Source organism: Sulfurimonas sp. (assembly GCF_023229025.1).
Classification (GTDB): domain Bacteria; phylum Campylobacterota; class Campylobacteria; order Campylobacterales; family Sulfurimonadaceae; genus Sulfurimonas.
Genome location: NZ_JALOAA010000023.1, coordinates 1 through 17154, shown reverse-complemented (window position 1 = coordinate 17154; position 17154 = coordinate 1). Strand labels below are relative to the sequence as shown.

The 17154-nt window shown below is 37.6% G+C and carries 17 protein-coding genes; 8 read left to right on the top strand and 9 right to left on the bottom strand.

Annotation, left to right across the window (positions count from 1 at the left end; all coding sequences use genetic code 11):
• Position 1: 1 nt before the first annotated feature.
• From M0Q20_RS06980 to M0Q20_RS06970, 3 genes are all read right to left on the bottom strand, one after another.
• Positions 2 to 391 carry a hypothetical protein gene (locus M0Q20_RS06980; RefSeq protein WP_295059781.1) on the bottom strand — a complete coding sequence of 130 codons (390 nt, stop codon included), beginning with the start codon at positions 389 to 391 and terminating at the stop codon, positions 2 to 4.
• A gap of 66 nt (positions 392 to 457) precedes the next feature.
• On the bottom strand, positions 458 to 1513 hold the full coding sequence (locus M0Q20_RS06975) for a HAMP domain-containing sensor histidine kinase (RefSeq protein WP_295059778.1): 1056 nt from the start codon (positions 1511 to 1513) through the stop codon (positions 458 to 460).
• Positions 1506 to 2138: a response regulator transcription factor gene (locus tag M0Q20_RS06970; protein ID WP_295059777.1), complete on the bottom strand. Its 633-nt coding sequence runs from the start codon at positions 2136 to 2138 to the stop codon at positions 1506 to 1508. Before M0Q20_RS06970 ends, M0Q20_RS06975 begins: the two co-directional genes overlap by 8 nt.
• 87 nt (positions 2139 to 2225) lie before the next feature.
• Between M0Q20_RS06970 and M0Q20_RS06965 the strand changes: the two genes are divergently transcribed.
• The 5 genes from M0Q20_RS06965 to M0Q20_RS06945 are packed head-to-tail and all read left to right on the top strand — an operon-like array spanning position 2226 to position 7211.
• Entirely contained in the window at positions 2226 to 2954 is a 729-nt protein-coding gene (locus M0Q20_RS06965) for an outer membrane lipoprotein-sorting protein (protein WP_295059775.1), read from the top strand.
• An 11-nt stretch (positions 2955 to 2965) separates the two neighbouring features.
• Complete coding sequence (locus M0Q20_RS06960) at positions 2966 to 4186, top strand: FtsX-like permease family protein (protein WP_295059771.1); 1221 nt, start codon at positions 2966 to 2968, stop codon at positions 4184 to 4186.
• On the top strand, positions 4179 to 5390 hold the full coding sequence (locus M0Q20_RS06955) for an FtsX-like permease family protein (RefSeq protein ID WP_295059769.1): 1212 nt from the start codon (positions 4179 to 4181) through the stop codon (positions 5388 to 5390). Before M0Q20_RS06960 ends, M0Q20_RS06955 begins: the two co-directional genes overlap by 8 nt.
• Positions 5387 to 6067, top strand: a complete 681-nt coding sequence (locus tag M0Q20_RS06950) for an ATP-binding cassette domain-containing protein (RefSeq protein ID WP_295059767.1) — start codon at positions 5387 to 5389, stop codon at positions 6065 to 6067. The genes M0Q20_RS06955 and M0Q20_RS06950 overlap by 4 nt, the downstream gene beginning before the upstream one ends.
• On the top strand, positions 6051 to 7211 hold the full coding sequence (locus M0Q20_RS06945) for a hypothetical protein (RefSeq protein ID WP_295059765.1): 1161 nt from the start codon (positions 6051 to 6053) through the stop codon (positions 7209 to 7211). The genes M0Q20_RS06950 and M0Q20_RS06945 overlap by 17 nt, the downstream gene beginning before the upstream one ends.
• 114 nt (positions 7212 to 7325) lie before the next feature.
• Here the strand turns inward: M0Q20_RS06945 and leuA are convergent, their stop codons facing one another.
• The 6 genes from leuA to pstC form a co-directional block, all read right to left on the bottom strand.
• Positions 7326 to 8984, bottom strand: coding sequence for a 2-isopropylmalate synthase (leuA, locus tag M0Q20_RS06940; RefSeq protein WP_295059763.1), 1659 nt, complete (start codon positions 8982 to 8984; stop codon positions 7326 to 7328).
• Positions 8985 to 9117: 133 nt separating this feature from the next.
• Positions 9118 to 10548 (bottom strand): type I glutamate--ammonia ligase, encoded by a 1431-nt coding sequence (gene glnA / locus M0Q20_RS06935; RefSeq protein ID WP_295059761.1) that lies wholly within the window; start codon positions 10546 to 10548, stop codon positions 9118 to 9120.
• Positions 10549 to 10663: 115 nt separating this feature from the next.
• Positions 10664 to 11335: a PhoU domain-containing protein gene (locus M0Q20_RS06930; RefSeq protein WP_295059758.1), complete on the bottom strand. Its 672-nt coding sequence runs from the start codon at positions 11333 to 11335 to the stop codon at positions 10664 to 10666.
• Positions 11336 to 11350: 15 nt separating this feature from the next.
• A complete protein-coding gene (gene pstB, locus M0Q20_RS06925; protein WP_295059755.1) occupies positions 11351 to 12136 on the bottom strand; it encodes a phosphate ABC transporter ATP-binding protein PstB in 786 nt (261 codons plus the stop codon).
• Entirely contained in the window at positions 12136 to 12978 is an 843-nt protein-coding gene (gene pstA, locus M0Q20_RS06920; protein ID WP_295059752.1) for a phosphate ABC transporter permease PstA, read from the bottom strand. Before pstA ends, pstB begins: the two co-directional genes overlap by 1 nt.
• A complete protein-coding gene (gene pstC / locus M0Q20_RS06915) occupies positions 12975 to 13835 on the bottom strand; it encodes a phosphate ABC transporter permease subunit PstC (protein ID WP_295059749.1) in 861 nt (286 codons plus the stop codon). Before pstC ends, pstA begins: the two co-directional genes overlap by 4 nt.
• Before the next feature lie 191 nt (positions 13836 to 14026).
• Here pstC and pstS point away from each other — a divergent pair, with 191 nt between their 5' ends.
• The 3 genes from pstS to M0Q20_RS06900 all read left to right on the top strand — a co-directional run.
• The gene (gene pstS, locus M0Q20_RS06910; protein WP_295059747.1) at positions 14027 to 15031 is read left to right on the top strand and encodes a phosphate ABC transporter substrate-binding protein PstS; all 1005 of its coding nucleotides are present in this window, start codon (positions 14027 to 14029) and stop codon (positions 15029 to 15031) included.
• 177 nt (positions 15032 to 15208) lie between these two features.
• A complete protein-coding gene (locus M0Q20_RS06905) occupies positions 15209 to 16420 on the top strand; it encodes a putative porin (RefSeq protein ID WP_295059744.1) in 1212 nt (403 codons plus the stop codon).
• 151 nt (positions 16421 to 16571) lie between these two features.
• A partial coding sequence (locus tag M0Q20_RS06900) for a hypothetical protein (protein WP_295059741.1) occupies positions 16572 to 17154 on the top strand: 583 nt, incomplete at its 3' end.

The following is a 17154-nucleotide window of genomic DNA, read 5'->3' as shown; positions in this document are numbered from 1 at the left end:
TCTATCTCTTCTTCATAAACCTATTTGGTGTGCTGCCTGCATCGGGAGCACTGTTTTTGTTTTGCTGCATAAACTGCGAGCCTATTTGGTTTTGATTCATTCTTTGGCTCTCTTGTCTTTGCATAGTCTCATCCATCTGTTTTACCTGAGATCTCTCTCTTGTTTTGAGTTGCGTAGAGTCTGCTTCACTATTTGATATAAACTTCTCTATAGCAGCTGTTCTCTCCTCTTGGCTTAGAGTTGAGAGAGTAGTTTTAAACTTATTCATAAGTTCAACTCTCTCTTGCGGTGTTGCTGTCTTTAGAGCTTCTATTTGAGCATCTACATCAACTTCGGCCATGCATAAGCTAGTAAGTAGCATAAGAAGTACACCTAATCTTGCTGTTTTCATTTTAAATCCTTCTGTTTAGATAGTAAAAGTATCGCGCATAATCATTACTCTTTTATAAGTAAAGCATTATCTAAGTATAAGCTTAGAGAGATTAAGAGAGAAGTTACTTCCGACTCCAATCTCACTGCTTAGGCTTATCTCTATGTCCAACTCTTTACATAATTTTTTAACTATATGAAGACCGATTCCAAGTCCTCTCTCTTGCTCTTTATAAAATCTATCAAAAACCTGTTTTGTATTTTTTATACCTCTACCTGTGTCTGTTACATGTAAGATACTATTTTTCGTATCATAGCTTATTTTTACAATACCGCCGGATCTATTATATTTTGCGGCATTTGTTAAAAGATTATCTATAATACGTAAAAAAGCATCTCTATCGCTATAGATATATACATCTTTTAGAGTGATTTTAAACTCGACATCCGGATAGCTTTTCTCTAGTATGTAAACATCTGATTGTATGATGTTTTTTAAATCAATTCTCTCTTTTTTTTGTATGTGATTTTGTAGATATGAGCGAAGATGTCGTTGTAAATTTAGTATATTTTCAATGCTCATCTCAATTCTTTTTAACTTCTCGCTTTCTCCTATCTCGCTTTTTAACATCGCACTATTTAGCCTAAGGGAGGAGAGTGGAGTGTTAAAATCATGAAGTATATCTTTAATAAACTCCTGTGTCAAAAGCAGTGCATTTCTAAGAGGATAAAGTGCATATATTGAGAATAATATAGAGAGCAAAAAAACAATTCCAAGGATTGCCAAAAAGTTATAAAGCGCCTTTTTTTGGAGAGTTTTTAGTGCTATATCATAGTTGTGCGCACTGAAATTGAGGTGCATAATATATTTTTGAGAGTTTGGGATAGGGTAGTAGCTATTAAGACCGCTCTTATCTTTATAGAGTGTATATAGTTTCTCCTCTTTTGGCTCTATAAAGTCTATCTCAAACTCCTCACACTTTAAATCAAAACTACATAGCCTCATCTTTGAGAAGAGCTGTTCATCAAGAGTTTGAATCTCCTTTGTGTAGTTTATGTAAAAAAGAGTTGCTATTAAGATGCCAAGAGAGCCAAAAAAGAGTGCAAAACTTTTTATAAATGATTCAAACTCCGCTCTACTCAACTATATACCCTATGGAGCGTAGATTTTTTATATTTAGTCCGGTTGTCTGTTTGAGTTTTGTAATTGCAACTCTAAGTGCGGATGAGGAGGGTTTCTCTAAACACTCAAGAAGCCTCTCTTGGGTAATAACCTGCCCGATATTTCTTATAAAGAGGCTAAAGAGCTGCTCTTGAACCTCTCCAAGAGCTAATGTTTTTGCAAATCTTTTTAGAGTTTTTGTTTTAGGGTCATACTCCAAATCTCTATATTTGATTGTAGAGTTCTTATCTCCTAGTTTTGCGTTAACTCTAATTAGAAGCTCTTGGGGAAAAAACGGTTTTTTTATATAATCCTCTGCACCGATAGAAAAAGCCTTAGAGATAGAGTCTAAATCTACTAAAGCACTTATAAATACGGTAGGGGTGTCATCTTGCGCACCTCTAAGAGATTTTAGAAGCTCAAGACCATTCATGTCAGGAACGTTTATATCAAAAATATATAAATCAAAACTACCTTCATATGTAGCATCAAGCAGCTCATCGCCGCGTTTTACGAGCATAACGGAGTAGCCGTTAGACCTCAAAAGCTCAACAAGCGTTTGACCTAGTAGGAGATCATCTTCTAAAAGTAGTATTCTTTTTTTCATACTTAATTATATTACAAAAATGTTAGCGATTAGTTACTTGGAGAGTCTAATAATTTATACCGAAGAGAATTAATAGTAAAATCGAGTATGAGCAAAATAATTCTAATAATTTTTATATCAATGTTAAACCTTATGGCTGATGAGGCGAGAGAGATAATTAAAAAACTTGATGAGAACTTCAGAGGCAAAAGTATCTATATGAAGTTAGAGATGAAGATACTCTTTATGGGGCATGAGAGAAGCATGAAGATGCAGAGTTACTCAGAGGGAACAAAAAAGAGTTTTGTAAAAATTACCTACCCGCCAAAGGATAAGGGGATTACCTTCTTAAGCCTTGATGGACAGATGTGGCAATATGTACCAAAAATAGAGAGGATTATAAAGATACCATCCTCCATGATGCTTCAAAAATGGATGGGAAGCGATATAACAAACGATGATATAGTCAAGCAGAGCTCAATAGTAGAGGATTATGAGCCAAAAATCATAAAAAAAGAGGGAAGCCTCGTGACAATCGAGCTTTTACCAAAAGAGAATGCCCCTGTTGTTTGGGGAAAAATAGTGCTAAATATAGATACAAAGAGTTACACATCCTCTAAAGATATATTTTATGATGAAGAGGGCAAAGAGGTAAGGTATTTTATATATGAAAATGTAAAAAAAGTAGGTAACTACTACATTCCGACATACTGGAGAGTTCAATCAAGCGATGTTGAGGGCAGATACACTGAGATATTTTTAGAAGAGGTTGAGTATGACACAAAAATCTCAGAGGAGTATTTTAGAAAAAGTGCCTTAAAGAGATTTTCAAAGTAGGATGAGCAGAGATGTTTAAACTAGCACTTAAAAATACTCTTTTTTATAAGGGACGCTCCATTACAACGGCTGTTTTGACCTTTGCATCGACGATACTTTTTATACTATATATCTCTTTGTTAAACGGCTCTCATAAATCCATGCTTGAGAATTCTCTAAAAATTTATACAGGTGCTATAGAGATTTACCATAAAGGCTATCGTGATATCGGCGGCAATGAGTATCTTATACAAGACGTTAAGGCAATTACCGACAAACTAGCTAAAATAGACGCCATTGAGGCTTACAGCTCAAGGTATGAGACATACGGTCTGCTCTCAAACAAAGAGCACTCTGCCGCAGCCATGGTCGCTGGGATAGAGCCCAAGAGGGAGAAGATTTTAAGCTCTCTTGAGTCGGCTCTTAGAGAGGGTTCTTTTTTAGATGAAAACTCCGCAAACTGTCTCTATATGGGCATTGAGCTGGCAAAAAAATTAAAGCTTGGCATTGGCGATGAGGTTGCTTTTATCGGGAGTGCAAGTGATGGCTCTTTTGCGGCTGACATTTTTAGGGTTTGTGCAACATTTAAAACAGGCTCTTTTGAGTTTGATTCAAGTGCTTCATTTATTACAAGAAGTTATTTTGATGAGCTGATGTATGCAAAAAACAGAGCTTCATATATAACGATAAAGCTCAAAAATATAGAGGATGCAGAGGAGGTAAATAGTCAAATCATCACAATGATTGATGATGAGAGTTTAGAGTCTCTTACATGGAAAATTCTTATGAAAAATATGGTTGAGAGTATGGAGATTGACGCTGTTTTTGGGTATATTTCCCTCTCTTTATTTATGGTTGTAATCTTTTTTGTGATTATGATTTACGGTTTTATAAACGTCAGCTCTCGCATAAAAGGGTTTGGTATTTTGCGTTGCATCGGGCTCTCAAAGAGAGATGTTTTTTTGCTTCTTTTTTATGAAATATTGATTCTTACTATCTTGGCGACTGCCTTAGCTGCGCCGATAGCCGCTTATATCTGCTACTACTACAGCATAAATCCCATTGTTATAGAGGGGATAGCCGACATGTATAAGGATTACGGAATTATCTCAAATGAGATACCTTTTGATTTTAATCTAGTTACATTCGGCTGGAATTTAGGGGTTATATATCTGTTAAACTTTTTGAGTATTTTATACCCCTACATGTATATAAACTCATTTGGACCTTTTGAGGCGACAAGACATGTATAAGCTCATACTAAAACTAGCATGGAAAAACTCATTTTTAAGACGCGTAAGAACGCTTCTTGTTATCATTATGATTGCGGTGAGCATGAGCATGATGCTTGTGCTTGAAGGTGTTTATGACGGCTTAGTTAAAAATATGGTAGATAAAAATAAAAGAAGCCAGAGCGGAGATATTAGCATTTTTGCAAAAGAGTATAGAGTAAGCAGAGATTTAGCAAACAGGATAAAAAATGCAGATGAGATAAAAGCCCAACTGCAAAGCACAAAAGGCGTAGAGGCGGTTGTGTTAAGAGTAAAAGCGGACGGTCTGCTCTCTACTGCTAGAAAATCATCGTTTGCATCGCTCATCGGCATAGATTTAAAAGAGGAGGAGCGTTTTGGAAAGTTTAGCGAGTTTTTAAAAGAGGGTGTTATTGATTTTCAAAAACAGGGTGCTATCGTAGGGATAGAGCTAGCAAAAACATTAAAACTTCGCATAGGCTCTAAAGTCGTCTTTTCTACTCAAGATATAAAGGGCGAGATAAACTCTATAGCACTTCATGTTAGAGCAATTGTCCAGACTACAAATATCGGACTTGATAAGGGCGCTATTTTTATAGATATTAATCAGGCGCACAAATTTCTAGGAACTACCTCACAAGATGCTATGCAGATTGCTATTAGAGGCGAAGATAGAGAGCTTTACGGCAAACTAAAGAGGGCATTTCCAAACCTCGATGTTAAAGAGTTTTTAGAACTTCAGCCCATGATGAAGATGATGCAGGATGTGATGATTATATTTAACTCCGTAACATTTTTAATAGTTATGGGCGTTGTTTTTATAGGGATTTTTGGTGTAATGTATGTCTCTATACTAGAGAGAGTCCGTGAATTTGGCATCATGATAAGCTTAGGTATGCCCTACAGATATATAAGAGCGCAGATATTTTTAGAGTCTATAGTTGTCGGGCTTCTTGGATATCTCGCAGGAGCGGTTTTAGGAGCCATCTTACTTATATATCTTGAGCGTTACGGAATAGATTTGAGTGCATTTTCAGATGCTTTGGAGATGTGGGGCTATGAGGCGGTAATATATGCCACTATAAAAGTCTCTTACTTTACTACCACCTTTGGAGCAATTATAACCGCGTCACTACTTAGCGTAATTATTCCGCTCTCAAGGATAAAAAAACTCAACCCCATAGAAGTGATAAAGGCTGACAAATGATAAAATTACAAAATGTAAATAAGTATTTCTACAGAGGTGAGCCAAGAGAGGTTCATGCGCTTCGTGATATAAACTTAATCATAGAAGCCGCAGAGTTTACTCTTTTTCGTGGACCTTCGGGATGTGGAAAGACTACACTCTTAAATGTCATAGGAGCACTTGAGAGCTGTGATAGCGGAGAGATTTTTCTTAAAGAAAGAGAGATAACGGCTCTGAGTGAAGAGGAGAGGACAAAGTTAAGACTCCATGAGATGGGTTTTGTATTTCAAGCCTACAATCTCATTCCTGTTTTAAATGTTGAAGAGAACATCGGCTTTGTTATGAGACTTCGCAGCTTTAGCGAGGAGGAGATAAAGCAGAGAGTTCTGGAGGTTGCAACACTTTTGAAGATTGATGATAAGCTAAAATCACTTCCAAATGCTCTAAGCGGAGGACAGCAGCAACGTGTGGCAGTCGCACGCGCAGTAGCCGCAAAGCCAAAAATTATACTAGCAGACGAGCCTACCGCAAATCTTGATTCTAAGAATTCTGAGATACTTATTGGGATGATGAGAGAGTTAAATGAGAGAGAGGGGATTAGCATCCTGTTTGCTTCACATGATGAGCTTATTATGAGAAGTGTAACAAGAGTCCTCACGCTAATTGATGGCGCAGTTGCAGATGATTATAAACAGTAAAAAATTACTCTTTTTTCTACCTTTTGTTGCCACAACGCTCTTTGGAGATATTAGTTATAAAGTAGAAAATACTAACATTACACTCTCTCAAGGAAAGAGCATTGCAGAGGATAAAAGATATGTTTATAACTACAATAGAGCTAGAGCCTATGTCAACTACACAAATGAGGGCTATTTTGCAAGCGTAATCGGTGATGTGGTAAATTATTTAGGAGATAGCTATACAAGCTCAAGTGGTTTTGAGTACCTAAAAAACTCCCATGCCAACACCCCTTTTAGGGCGCAGACAAATTTTAAAGATTATGGCGATGGTTCAATTTATGCAAAACTCTATAGAGCCTATGTGGGGTATGAGGATTCAAAAAACAGAGTAGTAGCGGGCTTGCAAAATATATCTATGGGGGTAGGGCGTATATGGACACCGACAAATATCTTTAATCCAAAAAATAGTTATGCGATAGAGCCGGATGAGATATATGGAGTAAGTGCCGCCTCCTATGTCAGACACTTAAGTGATACTTCACGAGTCATTTTTGTAGCGAGTCAAAATGCAGAAAAAAAGTTCAAGTATGCAGGAGGGTACAAAGGGTATCTTGGCTTTGTGGATATTGGAGTCAATGTTGTAGAGTCTAAAAAAACTAAAATGCTAGCCTATGAGATAGAGGGGAATCTAGCAGATACTGGGATAGAGTTAAGAAGTGAAGCGGGTTATATAAAAAGCACTCTTTTTAATGATCTAAAGCAAGAGTATGAGACAGAGTTTTTTCAAGGAATTTTAGGAGCGGAGTATGGTTTTAGAAATGGTGTGAGCGTGGTGTTTGAGACGCTGTATAGTTCAAAAGATTTTACAAACAAAGAGAGAGCTTTAAATCTAAATTCGGATATTTTATCAAATCTCCTAAGTGCTAATTTTTATAGTGGAGTGACACTCTCTTATAGTTTCAATCTTTTTTTAGAAGCCTCTTTGCTTTATATAGAGAGCTTTGGAGATAAAAATTCACGTTTTGTATCGCCGAGCTTGAAATACACGCTAAACGATTACAACAGTTTTACAATAGGCGCACAGATACTAAACGGCAAAGAAGAGAGTGAGTTTGGAGCTTATGAAAACAGTTACTTTTTTAAATGGTGTTTATCTTTTTAAGCGCCAAAGGAGGTAATTCCTTTGGCGCTTAAATCTTTCTGCCTCGTATGAGGCAAGCTTCAGTGCCACAGCGGCTAGCGCAGCTAAAGGAATTACTTCCTTTAGCGTTCAAATCTAATAAAACGCTCTATTTAGTGCGCAGAACATAGCTTTTATGGAAGCCGTTGCTATATCGTTGTCTGCGCCTACTCCAAAGCATGAGAGAGTATCCTTTGTCTCTATCTCTATGTAAGCGATAGCCTTTGCAGAGCTTTTATTTCCAAGAGAGTGCTCATAGTATGAGTTGATGCTAAATTCGTTTTGATAATTTTTCATCAAAGCATCTTTACATGCATCAACAGGACCGTTTCCTTCTCCATCGGCTACAATCTCTTTGCCATCTTGGGAGTAGGTTAAAGTACATTTTGATATGCCTTTGACACTTGAGACGGTAAAGTCAACTAAAGAGATATGCTCTTTTATCTCAAAATAGTTCTTCTTAAAAATCTCAAATATCTCTTCAGAGCTTAGCTCTTGACCTTTTTTATCACTTACTTCTTGAACCAGTTTACCGACTTCGGGATGCATCGCTTTTGGAAGCTGATAACCGAAATTTTTCTCTAGTATGTATGCTACACCGCCTTTGCCCGATTGTGAGTTTATGCGGATAATGCTCTCATAGCTTCTACCTACATCCTCAGGGTCTATCGGAAGATACGGAACTTCCCAGAAAATCTCATTTTTTGATTTTCTGTGAGCCAAGCCTTTGTTGATAGCATCTTGATGTGAGCCTGAAAAAGCGGTATAGACAAGCTCTCCGACATAAGGGTGACGCACATGAGTCTCTATCTCGGTACATCTCTCAACTACTTCTAAAACTTTGTTTACATCGCTAAAGTCAAGATTTGACTCTACCCCTTGTGTAGTCATATTTAAAGCAAGAGTTATAATATCAACATTTCCCGTTCTCTCGCCGTTACATAGAAGTGTTCCCTCTACTCTGTCGGCTCCTGCTAAAAGTGCTAGCTCAGTAGCGGCTACGCTTGTTCCTCTGTCGTTATGAGTGTGAGTTGAGATAATTACGTTCTCACGGTTATCTAAATGCTCGCTCATCCACTCTATTTGGTCTGCATAGATATTTGGCGTTGCCATCTCAACGGTTGCAGGTAAGTTTATAATCACTTTTCTGTTTTCGTTAATGCCCCATCTTGCAGTCACGGCATTGGAAATCTCTGCCGCAAACTCTAGCTCTGTTCCCGTAAAACTCTCAGGCGAGTACTCTAAAAATATCTCACCGTCATGTTTTTCTTCAAACTTTTTAACCAAATCAACACCCTCGAGTGCTAGAGCTATAATCTCCTCTTTTGATTTTTGAAAAACTATCTTTCTTTGAGCAGTCGATGTTGAGTTGTAAAGATGCACGGTCGCTTTTTTTACGCCCTTAAGAGCTTCAAATGTTTTTGCAATAAGATGCTCTCTTGCTTGGACTAAAACTTGCACCGTGACGTCATCGGGAATAAGATTATCATCAACAAGGCGGCGCAGGAAATCAAATTCTACTTTCGATGCGGATGGAAAACCAACCTCTATCTCCTTAAATCCGATTTTGAGTAAGAGTGTGAAAAGTTCAAGTTTTTTGTTCATGTCCATAGGGTTTACAAGTGCTTGATTACCGTCACGTAAATCAACGCTGCACCACTTTGGAGCTTTTGTTATGCTGTTAGAAGGCCATTTTCTATTTGGCAAATCTATCTTTGGATAAGGGCGATATTTTCCCTCTGGAATATTTTTCATAATATACCTTTAAACTTGAAATTCAATAATACACTCTTACGTAGAATTATTGTGATGCGAATTATAGCGAATTTACGATTAGTCGAGTGTTTGAAAAGGGGAGTAATCCCGCAAAAAAGCAGGATTTAAAGTTTTAGCACTGGTATGTAGTTTTAAACTCATAAGCAGTAGGGCGACCCTCATCCGGCCATACGTCACGCTTAAACCTGTAGTCCTTGTATGCACTGATAAACTCTTGTGTAAAGACAGGCTTTAAGAAGTCATTATTGCGGATAAGTGCCTCTAGTGAGCCGCGAAGCGTGTGCGGCATTTGAGGAATACCTTTTTCACGGATTTCATCTAAGGAGAGCTCAAAAAGATCTTCATCCATCGGACCGATTGGAATATCTTTGTTTTTTATACCGTCTAGTCCAGCCATTAACATAGCAGAGAACGCTAGGTACGGACATGCAGTCGAGTCTGGAAATCTCATCTCAACACGTGTTGATTTCTCTCCTGAACCATAAGGAATACGGCAAGATGCAGAACGGTTTTGCATAGAGTAGGTCAAAATTGAAGGGGCTTCAAATCCGGGAACAAGTCTCTTGTAAGAGTTTGTCGTAGGGTTTGTAAATGCTGCAAGAGAGCGAGCATGTTTAAATACACCTCCGATGTAGTGAAGCGCCATCTCGCTTATGTTGGCATAGTTGCCTTTTTCATAAAAAAGGTTTTTGCCTTCCTTCCAGAGGGATTGGTGTACATGCATACCGTTACCGTTATCGCCAAATATCGGTTTTGGCATAAACGTAGCAGTTTTGCCGTTTAGGTGTGCAACCATTTTTATAACATATTTTAGCTTTTGTACATTATCAGCCGCAGTAATCATATCTGAAAAAACGACACCGATTTCGCCTTGTCCTTGAGCAACCTCATGGTGACCAAGAACTACCTCTAAGCCGACTTGCTCTAAAACCATCATCATCTCAGCTCTTAAATCAACCATACTGTCAGTTGGAGCTACAGGAAAGTAACCGCCCTTGTTTCCGGGTCTATGACCTGAATTGTACATATCTGCATAGTTAGTGTTGGAGTTCCACTCGCCCTCTTCGGTATCGATTTTGTATCCCGCTTCATTTGGGTTGTCGATAAATTGAATATTATCAAAAACAAAGAACTCATTTTCAGGTCCAAAGTATGCAGCGTCAGCAATTCCCAAAGAGTCTGCATGTGCTAATGCAGCTTTTGCTATTGAGCGAGGGCACCTCTCATACATACGGCTTTTATATATATCATAAACATCACAAAAAATAATTATTGTAGGGTCTGCGGTAAAAGGGTCTAAAAATGCTGTAGGAACGTCAGCTTTTAAAATCATATCCGATCTATTAATAGGCTGCCATGCATCAATTGATGATCCGTCAAATGGGAAGCCGTTTTCTAATATTTCTCTATCTATTGCACTCATGCGGTAGCTTACATGATGCCAAGCGCCTTTAATATCTGTAAATCTTAAATCTACGAATTGAACATCATTTTCCTCGCAAAAAGCAAAAAACTCTTCTATGTTGTTAACAAATTTTCCCATTATCTCTATCTCCTAGATTTTATGAATAATATTAATAACAGTATATCTAATTTATTTTTGTAAAAAAAAGATTGACTGCTTAAAATTTAATCAGTTTTGCTACTTTTTTATAGAATTAGTTAAAAAGTTTAATCTCCCCGCCTTGCTCGGCATATAACATGAGGTTTGCAATATTTACGCTTCTATCACATGAGCGTTCCAGTTTTCTAAGACTTCCTAAAATTTTTACATAATCAATGGAGAGCTCTTTTTCATCTATAATTTTGTTTAGTATCTCTTTTTCAAGAACGCTAAAGAGGTCATCATTCATGCTCTCTTCTACTAATACTTTTGTGTATGTATGTTCGTAGTTGCAATTTTCATACTCATTAAAACACTCTAAAATATACTTAAGAGCATTTACGCTGCTTTTGTGAAGCAGTAAAATAGTAGGTTTTAACGGCTCAATATTAAAATCATTGTTTATATGTTGACTCATTCTGCGGGCATATTTTTTAACTCCCTCTCCGGTGCGGACAATCTCATTTGTCATCTTTAGATATGCCACTAAAAACCTAAGCTCTTTTGCTTCAGGTCCAAAAAGTGCAAAAGTTTTTATAATTTCATTATCTATATCATCGCCTTTTAGACCTATTTTGGAAAGGCTTCTCTCTACCTCTTTGAATTTAACTTTATCGGATAATTTAAAAGCCTCCAAAGAGAGCTCATCAGCCGTAGTTATATCCATAAGAAGATTAGATATCTTCTCTCTTATACTCTTTATCTTTTCATCATATTTACTCAACATATCTATCCTTTATTATCAACCGAATTTTCCGGTTATATACTCTTCTGTTAATCTCTCTTTTGGTGTTACAAAAAGCTCTTCCGTGCGACCTAGTTCTACAAGTTCACCCAAATACATAAAGCCGGTATAGTCACTTACCCGTGCGGCTTGCTGCATATTGTGTGTAACTATGATTATTGAAACCCTCTCTTTTAGACCGACAATTAGCTCTTCAATTCCTGCCGTGGAGATAGGGTCAAGTGCAGATGTCGGCTCGTCAAAAAGTAGAACCTCGGGCTCAACAGCAATTGCTCTTGCAATGCAGAGTCTCTGCTGCTGTCCGCCGGATAGCCCGTTTGCATCATGCCCCAATCTATCTTTGACCTCTTGCCAGATTGCCGCATCTTGGAGTGCTTTTTTAACTCTGCCTTGAAGCTCTGTCTTGTTTTTAACTCCTTGGAGTCTGAGTCCATAAGCAACGTTATCAAATATACTCATAGGAAAAGCGGTAGGTTTTTGAAAAATCATACCTATTTGAGTTCTAAGTTTTATCAAATCCTCATTCTTAGTCAAGATATTTCTATCTTTAAATATAATCTCTCCGCTATATCTGTTTGCTGGATAGAGGTCATGCATACGGTTAAAACTTCTAAGAAGCGTTGTTTTTCCACATCCGGATGGCCCTATTAGTGCAGTAATGTTATGTTTTGCAATAGGCATGGTCAGTTTTTTAATATTTGGCTCATCCGCACCTGCGTATGTAAACTCAAAGTTTTTGACTTCAAGAGCTTTCTCTTCTTTTATATCAACAATAGTTGCCATTATTTACCCTTTCTTTTTAATAAAAATAGTCGTCCTAGAACGTTAAGAGTCAAAATAAACATGCTGAGTATAAACGCAGCTGCCCATCCAAGCTTCTGCCAATCTTCATACGGACTTGTCGCATAGTTATACATTGTAACAGTTAGTGAAGCCATCGGCTGGCTCATGTCTGTGTTTAAAAAGTTATCGTTAAACGAAGTAAAGAGAAGCGGTGCAGTCTCTCCTGCAACACGAGCCACGCCAAGCAAAACTCCGGTTAATATACCGGCTTTTGCACCGCGGTAAACAACCTGAATGATAACTTTATATTTAGGTGCTCCAAGTGCAAATGCCGCCTCTCTTAGAGTTGATGGAACAAGTTGGAGCATATCATCTGTTGTTCTTAAAATAATGGGCAGCATTATAATCATAAGCGCGATAGAGCCTGCCCAGCCGCTAAACTGTCCGCTAGGGGCAACGACTATTGCATAGACAAAAGCACCGATTACAATACTTGGAGCCGACATCATAATGTCTGAAATATCGCGTATTATCTCTGAGAGCTTTGATTTTAGACCATACTCGCTTAGGTATGTTCCCGCCAAAATTCCAAGCGGAACACCAAAAACCGAGGCATATCCAACCAACATCAGTTGACCGATAAGGGCATGCTTTAAGCCTCCATTCTCATTTCCCGGAGGTGCACCTTCCTCTAGAAAGATAGTTGTACTCAACGCATCTACACCGTTTATGATTAAAATGCTAAGTATCCAAAGTAAAAAACCTATTCCTATGACGGCAGAGAGCGTGGAGAGTGCCATTACAATGCTGCTAGTTATGACTCTTTTTTGAGTATGTGTCACTGCCCAATCCTTTTTCTGCGTAAAAAGTAAAATTTAGCTATTGAGATAATTGTAAAACTTATAATAAGAAGCAAAAGAGATAGCTCAAACAAAGATGAGAAGTAAAGCTCCGTATCTGCCTCTGCAAACTCATTGGCAAGTGTTACGGGAATAGATGTTGCCGGTTGCGTTAAATCTGTTGATATTTTGTGAACATTTCCCATAACAAAGGTAACAGCCATAGTCTCACCGATTGCACGTCCAAGAGCCAAAATAAAAGAGCCGATAATTCCTGCTTTTGCATATGGAATAATGATATCTTTTATAATATCCCACTTAGTTCCTCCAAGTGCATAAGCCGACTCTTTTAAAATATCGGGAGTAGTATTCATGGCATCTCGCGTTACTGCTGCCATAAAAGGGAGTATCATGATAGATAGAACAACTCCAGCTGTTAACATGCTTATGCCTACACCGCCAAAGATATCGCGAATAATCGGAACAAAGTAAAAAAGTCCCCACATACCGTATATTACGGAAGGAATAGCAGCTAAGAGTTCTATAGAGACCCCGATAGGAGTTTTTATCTTTGCATGAGCAATTTCGCTTAAAAATATTGCAACTCCAATTGCGATAGGAACTGCTAAAATCATTGCCAAAAAGGTTGAGACAACAGAGCCGTAGATTGCAGGCAGCGCGCCAAATTTTTCAAGATTGGGTGCCCACTTTGTCTCAGTTAAAAAACTAAACCCAAAAGCTTCAATTGATTTTAGCGAGTGCTCAAAAAGTACGCCAAATATCCAAGCAACAAGAAGCAATACACTAATTGCTATAAGCTTTGTTGTGTTAGCAAAAACCTTATCTATAAGACTGTTCAACTCTTCCCTTTTTGTAAATTAAGTTTGGAATTTTATTTTATTCAGATTACAAAAAGGTTACAGAATGGTTATAAATAAAAGCTAGATTAAGATTAAGTTTATGCCACGGAGTAATAAGCATTATAATTTTTGTAATCATCTTGTAATATGGAGCAATTATAATTTCGCTAAACATTCAAAAAGGAAAACAAATGTTAAAGAAATTAGCTCTAGCTGCAATAGTCACCGCAGCATCAATTACCTCTTCGTTCGCATCTGACAAGATAAACGGTGCAGGCGCGTCGTTTCCGGCTCCGCTCTACTATGATTGGGCATTTAACTACAAGAAAGATACCGACAATCTTGTTAACTACCAGTCAATCGGTTCAGGCGGCGGAATCAAGCAGATCGCTAAAAGAGTTGTTGATTTCGGTGCATCTGATGAAGCTCTGGATACAAAAAAGCTTGCAAAAGATAAGCTTTTACAGTTTCCTGCAGTTATCGGCTCAATAGTAGTTGCTTTTAACGTAGAAGGAATTGCAGATGCAACTCTAAAACTAAGCAATGAAGTAGTTGCTGATATTTTCGCAGGAAAGATCACTACGTGGAATGATGCGGCAATCGCAGCAGATAACAAAGGTCTTAACCTTCCAAACCAAAAGATCATAGTTGTACACCGTTCAGACGGATCAGGAACTACATATAACTTCACATACTACCTGACAAAAAGTTCTAAAAACTGGAAAGAGAACTTCGGAACGGGCAAAGCTGTTGACTGGGCTACCGGTATCGGCGGAAAAGGTAACGAGGGTGTTGCAAGTTTGGTAAAACAGACTCCTTACTCAATAGGTTACATTGAAAACGCATATAAAGAGAAGAACAACTTAAGCGCGGCTGTTTTAAAAACTGCTAGCGGAAAATGGGTTGCTGCAACGGAAGAGAACTTCAAAGCTGCTGCAAAGTATGCTACTTGGACAAAAGAGGATCACTTTCACTCTGTTTTAGCTCTGCAGGCAGGCGATACTTCGTACCCGATCGTTGCGGCAACATTTATACTTCTTCCAAAAGAGAAGCCTGAGATGAACAAAAAGATATTAGAGTTCTTTGAGTACGCTTTCAAAAACGGTGACGAGAGCGCTAAGAAGCTAGGTTACATCCCTCTTCCAAAAGAGACTAAAGATATGATCAAAGAGTATTGGGCAGCAAATATAAAATAGTCATCCGTAATATATCCATTCTCATCAATTTTCTCTCCTAAGAAAATCTCCCGCAAAAGCCTCTGTGTCCGAAACGACACAGGGACTTTTTGCATTTAAGACAGCTCTTTTTGCTGTAATCTTTTCGTAACCTAACAATTTTATAATTCTCTCACAAAAAAACAAGGGATTCAAAAAATGAAAAAAATCGTTTTATCGACAATAGCTGCACTAGCGGTTAGCGCGACTAGTTTGAGTGCTGCACAGCAGTTTTATGTAGATGACAAAGGTCAAGTTTTTACAACAGCCGCTGAAGGGCGTACAGCTATTAATGTAGAAGAAGCAGGAAAAGTTCTTAACTCAGCAGAAGCACCGGAGAAAAAAACTAAAAATGGATTTTTTGATAGATTTCATGCAAAAGGGGATCTTAGATTAAGACAAGAGGTAATAGAAAAAGAGGGCAGTGCTGATAAAAACCGTGAAAGATATAGATTTAGATACTCTGTAAACTTTGATGCTACTGATAATATTAGACTAGAGACAGCGGTCTCGAGTGGTAAATATAACCCGACATCAGGAAATGTAAGCTTTAAAAGTGATGAAAATATTCAAGAGTATTTTATAGATGAGCTTAAAATCGACATACTTGCTCTTAAATACTCATTTGACAACTCATGGGTTAGAGTCGGTAAGCAGGCACACGATATCTATAGACCTATTAAAACACAACTTGTATGGGATAATGATATTCGTTTAGAGGGAATCAACTACGGTTATAAAGATGGCAATAGTATGATTAGAGTCGGTGCTAACAGAGTGCACAGAGAAAAAGATAACAGAGACGGTGATGATATCAATATTTTTTTAGCTCAGTATGTGCATACTCAAAAGCTTGACGATGCTAAGCTCAATTTGGGTGCTGCATATTACCATTATGACGGTGTAGAAGGTACTACGCATCCATATGACAGCGGATTTATGGGTAACACAAGCGAAACAGTAAATGGTGTTGATGTATATAAAGAAGATTATGGAATTGTAGAGGCTTTTGCTGAGATACAAGTTAAAGATCTAGTAATGGGTATGCCGGCTAAAGCAGCAGTAATATTAGCATATAACGCACTGGCAAGTGATGACAACTTTGGATATGACATAAGTGCAGAACTTGCTATGACTAAGAAGTGGAAAGCGGCTGTTACGTATAGAGATGTTCAAAAAGATGCAGTTTATGGAGCGCATAACGACTCTGACTTTAGCGGCGGTGGAACAGATAGTAAAGGTTACTATGTTAAAACAAAATATGCATTTGCTAAAAATGTAGATGTTGCCGGATGGTGGAACTGGAGTAAACTGGGTGATGCTGAACTAGATTTCCACCGTGTACAACTCGATGTTATTCTTAAGTTCTAATACTTTAAAAATAAATTTCATCTCTCCTCATTCTCCTCTCCCTAAGTCTAAAGTCTTTTATGGCTTTAGGCTTTTTCAAATATTATCTTTAATGAAATATTAAAGTTATGGCAGATAAAATGAAGCATATTGTGCATTATAAGGTTATTTTATGCTTAAAAGGGTTTTTTTAACACTTCTTAGTGCTTTTTTATTTATATCTTGTTCCTCCGATTATGATAAAAAATTAAAGATATCTGCCACAACTTGGATAGGCTATACGCCTCTTTTTTATGCCAAAGAGATGGGCTGGCTTGAGCCTTTAAATATTAAACTTCTAAATGTATCATCTCTTAGCGAGAATATGTACTTGTATAAAGCCGGAAGCTCAGATGCTTATGTCGGAACACAGTATGAGTACAACATATTAAGAAAAGAGGATTCAACTCTTATCCCTGTCATGATGTTTGACAAGTCACACGGCGGGGATGTTATTATGAGTAATTTCTCAATAGAGGAGCTGAAAAATAGCAGTAAGCCAATTGAAGCTTATCTGGAGATGGACTCTATAAACTATACTCTTTTTGAGGATTTTATAAAAAAAAGTGAGTTAGATGAAGAGCGCATAATATATATAAATCAAGACCAATCACATATATCAACAATAAAAGAGACCTCTTTGGGTAAGCCTATCATAATAGTTACATACTCCCCATATGACAATAAGTTACATAGTAAGGGTTTTAAAAAGATTG